The sequence below is a fragment of the Quyinboa ferrireducens genome (genome assembly GCF_042436675.1).
In the GTDB taxonomy this organism is placed as follows: Bacteria; Bacteroidota; Bacteroidia; order Bacteroidales; family UBA5342; genus JBHJHP01.
On record NZ_JBHMVA010000014.1, the window covers coordinates 119,584 to 127,628 of the forward strand.

General features: G+C 37.7%; 7 protein-coding genes. 2 read left to right on the top strand and 5 right to left on the bottom strand.

From position 1 onward, the window contains the following. Positions 1-100: 100 nt before the first annotated feature. From ACE01N_RS17085 to ACE01N_RS17105, 5 genes are all read right to left on the bottom strand, one after another. Complete coding sequence (locus tag ACE01N_RS17085; protein ID WP_380591665.1) at positions 101-1,354, bottom strand: T9SS type A sorting domain-containing protein; 1,254 nt, start codon at positions 1,352-1,354, stop codon at positions 101-103. Between the two features lie 172 nt (positions 1,355-1,526). Further along, complete coding sequence (locus tag ACE01N_RS17090; RefSeq protein ID WP_380591666.1) at positions 1,527-2,006, bottom strand: GyrI-like domain-containing protein; 480 nt, start codon at positions 2,004-2,006, stop codon at positions 1,527-1,529. A gap of 49 nt (positions 2,007-2,055) precedes the next feature. Further along, entirely contained in the window at positions 2,056-2,850 is a 795-nt protein-coding gene (locus ACE01N_RS17095) for an NYN domain-containing protein (RefSeq protein ID WP_380591668.1), read from the bottom strand. A gap of 112 nt (positions 2,851-2,962) precedes the next feature. Next, positions 2,963-3,931, bottom strand: coding sequence for a tocopherol cyclase family protein (locus ACE01N_RS17100; protein WP_380591670.1), 969 nt, complete (start codon positions 3,929-3,931; stop codon positions 2,963-2,965). Between the two features lie 75 nt (positions 3,932-4,006). Continuing rightward, positions 4,007-4,444 (bottom strand): YybH family protein, encoded by a 438-nt coding sequence (locus ACE01N_RS17105; protein WP_380591672.1) that lies wholly within the window; start codon positions 4,442-4,444, stop codon positions 4,007-4,009. Between the two features lie 139 nt (positions 4,445-4,583). Here ACE01N_RS17105 and ACE01N_RS17110 point away from each other — a divergent pair, with 139 nt between their 5' ends. Further along, the gene (locus tag ACE01N_RS17110; protein WP_380591674.1) at positions 4,584-5,951 is read left to right on the top strand and encodes a UDP-N-acetylmuramate--L-alanine ligase; all 1,368 of its coding nucleotides are present in this window, start codon (positions 4,584-4,586) and stop codon (positions 5,949-5,951) included. Then, positions 5,944-7,890 (top strand): DNA primase, encoded by a 1,947-nt coding sequence (dnaG, locus tag ACE01N_RS17115; protein WP_380591676.1) that lies wholly within the window; start codon positions 5,944-5,946, stop codon positions 7,888-7,890. The genes ACE01N_RS17110 and dnaG overlap by 8 nt, the downstream gene beginning before the upstream one ends. Positions 7,891-8,045: the final 155 nt, after the last annotated feature.

Sequence of the window (8,045 nt, forward strand, 5' to 3'; positions counted from 1 at the left end):
TGAGTATTTAACTTATATAAACAGAGTTATCTATCTATATTCTCCCCATTAAGGTTTTTCAGACTAATAAAGTTATTGATTATCACCGTGAATAACCAGTTTATTGCTTTACAATTTTTTTAATTAAGCAGCCTTTATCCGTTTGAATTCTAACGAAATATATTCCATTGGATAGATCACTTACATCCAACTGATTTTGGTTGTTATGAACAGTAAAAGACTTTATTATTTTTCCCTGAATATTGAGAATTTTCAAATGTGAATATTGTATCTCTTTGGGCATTTTTATTACGATAAAATCATTGACCGGATTTGGATAAAGCTTAAAAATGTGATTCAATCCAGATTCCGAAATAAGTGAAGTCGTTAAATTTTTTTCAGCAGATTTGTTAGTAATTGTTACAAGGCCATTTGCCGTACCGAGCCATTTTGTTCCGTTGCTATCTATTATAATGGAATAAACATTATCAGAAGGTAATTCAGAATTTAAAACATTATACGTAGTCCAGTCTGAACCATCAAATGTCATTAATCCATGGTTTGTTGCAAGCCATTTAGTTCCTACTTCATCTATAGCAATTTCCCGGATATAAAAGGGGTGATTATGGAAAGGTGCGTAATAAACAATCCAACTCGTTCCATCAAATTCAACTAAATCAGTGTACGGATGATCAATACCTTCATATCCTCCCATCCACAAAGCTCCATGTTTATCTATTGCTATTGAGCTAAATGCCAGAGGGATAGATCCTGTCATTGACGAATTATAAATGGTCCAATTTTTACCATCATATTTAACTAAACCGTCATAATGTCCATGAAAATAATTAGCTGTCCCAATCCAGATACTCCCTTCAGCATCCTCAGCTAGAGAAATTATTGAACCATTTGTTGTATAAGATTCTACATTATTCTCCTTGTATCTTGTTAGAATATTAATTGTAGATGTCCAAACAGCTCCATTTTCAGTAACAAGAATTTCATGGGTGCCTCTTTCAAATGCATCAGTACTAACTTGTGGTAATAAGAACCATTTACCTTCCTCCGTCATTTTTAAAGTTCCCGTAAATTCGACACCAATCCATGGCAAACCATTATTATCACATATAATAGTAGGAATGGAATAATCCCGCGATAGTTCCATGTCTTCAAACGCAAAATGAGTGGTGTTTCCCGTAAGTTTCTCAAATCTGTATACTTCTTTATAGTTTGTGAACCATAAATAATTACCTGCATCTGCAATATCAACAACACTATATCCCTCGAGATAAGTATTCCAGTCAGGATTTGATTGGTTTTGTGCGAAAACTGAAACAATTCCTAAACATAAACAAAGTAAAATTAACCGTTTCATGACATTTAATTTTATTGATTCCGTTAGAGACAAATTTATAGCCTATATCATGAAACGAGTTTATGGATTGTCCCAAAGATTTGCTGATACTTCCCAATAATAAAAAATGGAATTTCTATTTCATTGACCTTTGATTATCATGGAAACATTACACAGGTTTTAGAAAATTGTATTATTTGACATTTACTGGAATCCATACTTCTTCTTCGGAATCGGGACTACTGTTGCTGTATTTTGGACCCAAAACTTCAAAATGTGGCCGGTCATCAAGCATATATGCTGAATTTGGCAACCACTCTCTGAAGATATAATCAAAAAATGGCTGAGCCTTTGCCGGTAAACCTTTGTAAATAAATACGGCATAGTCTCCTTCCTGTAACTTAAAAGTGACCATGCCTTCAGGAATATTCTCTAAACTGTTTGCTTCGCGCAGTGTCCATTTTCTGAATATCCTTTTGGAGTTAAAATTTTCAAAAAATCCCGGTTCATAAATCTGAAGCGAAATCAGATCATTATTTAACGTGTTTTCAATTTCACTCTGTCTTGGCATGAAAGATCTCCAAAGTTCATGTGTTTTATTATCTGCATAGGACATTTCCATGGTCATTCCAATGAACATTTTTTCTTTTATAGTAACTATTTCAGGGTTCATATGGGTTAACTTACCAACCGGATCACAATAAAATTTGTATTAAACTCCACTAGTTTTTAGCGTTTGTTTTGTTTGGTGTTGTCTTTCTTCGGGTATTTCGTTTTACCGTTGCTTTCTTTTTTTCCTTATTCTTTACATAAATCAGTTTATGTTTACTTTTGGGATTATCTCTCTGTTCAAGTTCAAATTCACCAATGGATTTAATCAACGGAGTCAGTTTTTGAAAGCCGTAATTCCTGGAATCAAAATTTGGTTGCTTTTTCTGTAGTAAACTCCCCACATCACCCAGAAATGCCCAACCATCATCATCCGAAAGATCAGAAATGGTAGTAGCAATCAGTTTAATCTCCCGGGCAGTTATTTTATCTACCGAATCTTTATTATCATCCTTATCGCTACCGGAATCACTTTCCTTAGACTGATGCTTAAGTATTTCTATGTAAATAAACTTATCACAGGCAACAATAAAGGGATTAGGTGTTTTTTTCTCCCCAATGCCAATAACCAGCATCCCGGCTTCTTTTAAACGGGTAGCCAGTCTTGTAAAATCACTATCGCTCGAAACCAGGCAGAATCCGTTTACTTTTTCAGAATAAAGAATATCCATGGCATCAATTATCATGGCTGAATCCGTCGAATTTTTACCTGATGTATAACCATACTGCTGTATTGGAGTGATGGCATTTTCAAGGAGTATATTCTTCCATTTGGACAAATTAGGTTTGGTCCAGTCACCGTAAATACGCTTAATGGTAGGATTACCGTATTTGGCAATTTCTTCCATCATTTCTTTAATGTATGCCGACGGGATATTATCACCGTCAATTAAGATTGCTAAATTCATATTTTTTGTTTGTGTAAAGGTAGTTATAATTAATGGGGACTTTATTTCTCAGCTGAATACTTTGTGGTGCAGACTTATTTTTATTGTTTTGATGAACCAAATCCAGAAACATTTAAGAAGTAAAAATTTCAGTTACATTTCCCGCTACTTCAAGCCCTGCATTTCTTCCCCTATCTTCAAATATAACATTTTCCTTTTTATCTGTGAGCCTGATGTCTATTTCGGATGTCATACTTTCACTAATCCTGCCTTCCATCAATCCGGCAATAGGAGAAGCCAGTTCTGCTTCATTTTCACGGTGAGCCAAAACCGTGAGTACATAATGACGATTCTTAAATATCAGCTTAACGCATTTGCGATCAGCATATGACTTTAAAAGTTTGGTTCCGTTATACGTAGTGAATTTATATAACTTATTATTGACCCAAACACCGGCAATGAAACCTGTAAATGAACTGCGGAGCCATGGAATTTTTGCAACTGAGGCTTTAAAGGAAATTCCTGATTTTGAAAAATGATTGCTTTGTATCCAGAAGTAGGCGGATGGAAAGGTATGCCCCCAATCCTTCTCGATATATCCTTTTCCATCTGTAAAATCTACCTCCTCCCCTTTATATTTCAATGCCCCGCTTATGTGGTGATCCATACTTATAATACCGTGGTAACACTCCATAAAAGGCACAAACGTGTAAGGTCCCATAATTCCCGGAGCATAAAAGTGATCCGTCCATTCCACAGGATTACTGAAGGTTAGCGAGCCAGAAATTTCCGGCAGATCGAGTATTAGACTTTGCGAAGTAAACAGATTGAAACCAAGTTGTATCTCAAACCGGTCGGTTTTGTAACTGAATGCTGAATAATCGAATTTATAGTATTCCGAAGAATTCTCCTTCCCGTCAAGGATCTGAATAAACCCATGCCGGTTCCTTTTTTCATCCATTGCAACTCCGGGAATAACGGCTACTGCCTTTTTCTCGTCGGCGGTAATCAGCTTATAATACCACCCCTCAAAATATCGTTTTGTTTTTCCAATTCCCTGATAACGTTCCGGATGGAACAGTACGCTGAACTTATTTAACATGAACTGTTATTTAGAGTTTCCCGGAGCAATAAGAGTTTATTTTGAGGTTATATCTCAAATGTAAGGATTAAATTGTTAATCCCAAACATACTTCCAGCTTCCATCCTTTTGCTTTTTCCATATGGTATGAAAAACACCTTCAAATTTCACTGTATCATTTGTCTCTGAGAGGGCCTTCCATATATACTTTCCATAAGTGTACGCCAATGTACCATCATCAGACACATCCACAAAATCCGGAGTCCAGGTAAGGCTTAGAGGATCATTGCCACGATCAGTGTAGTATGCCTTTATGTTTTCCCTGCCGGAAATCAGCATATCATTTAACCTTTTTATGACAGCATTTTCATCTGCAAAGTAGGAGAAAGCTTCTGCCATACCTGATTCTGCAACCTTTAATTCAAAATCCTTTTCCACTTTAAAAATTTCGTCTTTTGTACTGTTTTCCTTTATTGCCGGGCAGCAAGACACAAAAAATAAGAGTGTTATAAAAAAAATAATAAACGTTTTCATCTTCAGCTTTTTTACCAACAATAAATATAAAACTTATATCCGTTGAAAACTATTCATATTTCATAATGGGTTTAAGATTTTCTCCATTCATTTTTTTCTATTTTTAGCGTTGCGACTTCATACAAAACAGAGCATACAAATGAAAATTCATTTTATAGCAATCGGTGGCAGTGCCATGCATAATCTTGCCCTTGCCCTTCATCACAAAGGTTACGAGGTTACAGGTTCTGATGATGAGATATTTGAACCCTCAAAATCGCGATTAAAAAAGGCCGGTATTCTTCCGGAAGCATGGGGCTGGTATCCGGAAAAGATCACAAAAGAACTGGATGCTATTATACTTGGAATGCATGCGCGAAAAGACAATCCTGAATTGTTGGAAGCGCAGAAAAAAGGCATTAAGGTTTATTCTTATCCCGAATATCTTTACGAACAAACAAAAGATAAAAAACGTGTGGTAATTGGTGGCAGTCATGGCAAAACTACCATCACGTCTATGGTAATGCATGTACTGCGCCATCAAAATATTAACTTTGATTACATGGTTGGTGCTCAACTGGAAGGCTTTGACACCATGGTAAGGCTTAGCCACGATGCAGAAATTGCTGTTTTCGAAGGGGACGAATACCTGTCCTCGCCTATCGATATGCGTCCGAAGTTCCATTTATACCAGCCACACATTGCACTCCTTTCCGGCGTTGCCTGGGACCATATCAACGTATTTCCCACTTTTGATGAATATGTGATGCAGTTTCAGACCTTTGTGCAACTCATTGAGATAAGAGGTGAACTGGTCTATTTTGAGGCAGACGAAATACTGAAGCATATTGCACGTCAGTCAAGAAGTGATATTAGAAAAACACCGTACGGTACACCTAAATATAAGGTGATTAACGAAGTTATGAATCTGGAAACAGAATATGGTCCTGTCCCCCTGAATGTATTTGGGGAACACAACCTGCAAAATATCGAAGGCGCAAGAAATGTCTGCAAGGCTCTAGGTGTAAACGATAAAGATTTTTATGCTGCAATTGAATCGTTCATGGGAGCCAGCAAACGTTTACAGACTCTGGCTAAAAACGATAACCTGACCGTTTATCTTGACTTTGCCCATTCTCCATCAAAACTGAAGGCAACTGTTGATGCGGTTAAACTTAAACATCCTGATAAAACCGTTATCGCCTGCATGGAACTGCATACATTCAGCAGTCTGAAAAAAGATTTTTTACCACAGTACTCCGGCTCAATGGAAAAAGCTGATGAGGCCAATGTTTATTTTAATCCGCATGTGGTTGAACACAAAAAGCTGGATCCCATAACAAAACAGGACGTAGCCAATGGGTTCAACGGAAAGAATGTAACGGTTTATGATCATTCGGATCAACTTATAACTAACCTTAAAACAAAGGATTTACGAAATTGCGTCGTTTTATTAATGAGTTCGGGCAACTTTGACGGCGTTGATTTAGTTACCTTTGCACAGGAATTGACAGAAAAATATGATTGATCAGTTTACCATAGAAAAGATTCATGATGCGGCTCGCATTGAAGAGGTGGTTTCGGAGTATGTGACTCTGAAACGCAGAGGGGTGAATTTTATCGGGTTGTGTCCTTTTCATGATGAAAAAACACCGTCTTTTACAGTCTCACCGTCCAAGGGCATATGTAAGTGTTTTGGCTGTGGGAAAGGCGGAAATGCCGTTAATTTTCTGATGGAAGTTGAACAGATATCTTATGTGGAAGCACTTAGGATTCTGGCAAAGAAATATAATATCGAGATCCAGGAAAAAGAGCTGACAACTGAAGAAAAACAATTTCAGAATGACCGAGAAAGCATGATGGTGGTCAATGAATTTGCTGCTAAATATTTTTCGGATCAGCTGAAAAAGGATGAAGGTAAAGCTGTTGGATTGAGTTATTTTCTGGAGCGTGGTTTCACTGAAACCATTCTTGAAAAATTTCAACTGGGCTATTCACCCGAAAAAAAAGATGCACTGACACAGGAAGCACTTTCAAACGGATACAAACTGGATTATCTGGTAAAAACCGGGTTAACAGTTAAAGGTGAAAATTATCAAAGCGACCGGTTTCGTGGTCGGGTCATATTTCCTATACACGGACTTTCGGGCAAAGTGCTTGGTTTTGGCGGTCGGATTCTGAAAACGGATGCCAAAACTGCCAAATACCTGAATTCACCGGAATCGGAGGTTTACCATAAGAGTCGTGTTCTGTACGGGATTTTTCATGCAAAAAAGGAAATTGTAAAACAGGACCGCTGCTACCTGGTGGAAGGCTATACCGATGTACTTTCGTTTCATCAGTCTGGGATTGAAAATGTGGTGGCTTCGTCAGGAACAGCTTTGACGCCCGATCAAATTCGCCTGATCAGTAGGTTCACAAGTAATATTACAGTAATCTACGATGGCGACCAGGCGGGAATTAATGCTTCTATCCGCGGAATTGATCTGATACTTGAACAAAATATCAACGTAAAGGTGCTGCTACTTCCCGATGGCGAGGACCCGGATTCATTTGCCAAATCACACAGCTCAACAGAACTGATTGCCTATATCGGGCAAAACGAAACGGATTTCATCCATTTTAAAACGAAACTTTTGCTGGAAAGTGCCAAGGGTGATCCGGTAAAAAAAGCCCAGCTTATTGGTGATATTGTCAAATCCATTGCTATTATTCCGGATGGCATTATCAGATCCGTCTATATTAAAGAATGTAGTAACCTGCTGGATGTACGCGAAGAGGTACTATACACCGAAATCAACAAGATAAACCGACAACGCAGGAACGAACAGTATAAACGCAACTCGTACCAGCAGCAGGATCAGGTTACGATTCAGACACATCAAACACCTCAGGTTCAACACCAAAGAACTGAAGTAAACTACGAAGAATATGAACTGATAAAATACCTGGTTCGTTACGGAAACCTGGAAATCAATTTTGAAGTTCAGGATGACAAGGGAGAAGTTGCAGAAAATGTTGGGATCAAAGTGAGCGATTTCATCATTAAATCCATTGATGAAGATGACCTGCAACTCAGTATTCCGCTTTATCAGAAAATTTTTGACCTGTATCGTGAAAATGCTGAAAATGAGGGGTTCGATCCACAGCGTTATTTCACCAATCATGCACATCCTGATATTGCAAAACTGGCCGTGGACCTGACCACTGAAAAACATGTATTAAGTAAGATATATACCAAATCAGCCAGTATAGAAACAACAGAAGAACGCTTATCTGAACTTGTTCCACGGGTGGTTTATGACTTTAAACTAAAAGTGGTTCAGACATTACTGAACCAAAAGCTGGAATTACTTAAAACGGAAAAAGACAGTGAAGTACTGATGCAGACCATGACAGAGATTCAAAATCTGAATGAGGTAAAAAAACAGTTGGGAAGCATACTGGGCGGAAGAATAGTTATTTAGAGATATAAGATGTAAGACACAAGATCCAAGACACAAGAAGCAAAATGGTTTGCTTACCGAAACAGTGTGCAGGTACGTCCTCCTTATTCTTATGATATGGACAAGGGATTAACATAGTTTTGTATAAAAAGTCTGTCATTTTTAATAACGGCAAA

Excerpts from the sequence above, each read along its gene's own strand:
- ACE01N_RS17095 (WP_380591668.1), bottom strand. The coding sequence starts at position 2,850 with ATGAATTTAGCAATCTTAATTGACGGTGATAATATCCCGTCGGCATAC.
- dnaG (WP_380591676.1), top strand. The coding sequence starts at position 5,944 with ATGATTGATCAGTTTACCATAGAAAAGATTCATGATGCGGCTCGCATT.
- ACE01N_RS17110 (WP_380591674.1), top strand. The coding sequence starts at position 4,584 with ATGAAAATTCATTTTATAGCAATCGGTGGCAGTGCCATGCATAATCTT.
- ACE01N_RS17105 (WP_380591672.1), bottom strand. The coding sequence starts at position 4,444 with ATGAAAACGTTTATTATTTTTTTTATAACACTCTTATTTTTTGTGTCT.
- ACE01N_RS17085 (WP_380591665.1), bottom strand. The coding sequence starts at position 1,354 with ATGAAACGGTTAATTTTACTTTGTTTATGTTTAGGAATTGTTTCAGTT.
- ACE01N_RS17090 (WP_380591666.1), bottom strand. The coding sequence starts at position 2,006 with ATGAACCCTGAAATAGTTACTATAAAAGAAAAAATGTTCATTGGAATG.
- ACE01N_RS17100 (WP_380591670.1), bottom strand. The coding sequence starts at position 3,931 with ATGTTAAATAAGTTCAGCGTACTGTTCCATCCGGAACGTTATCAGGGA.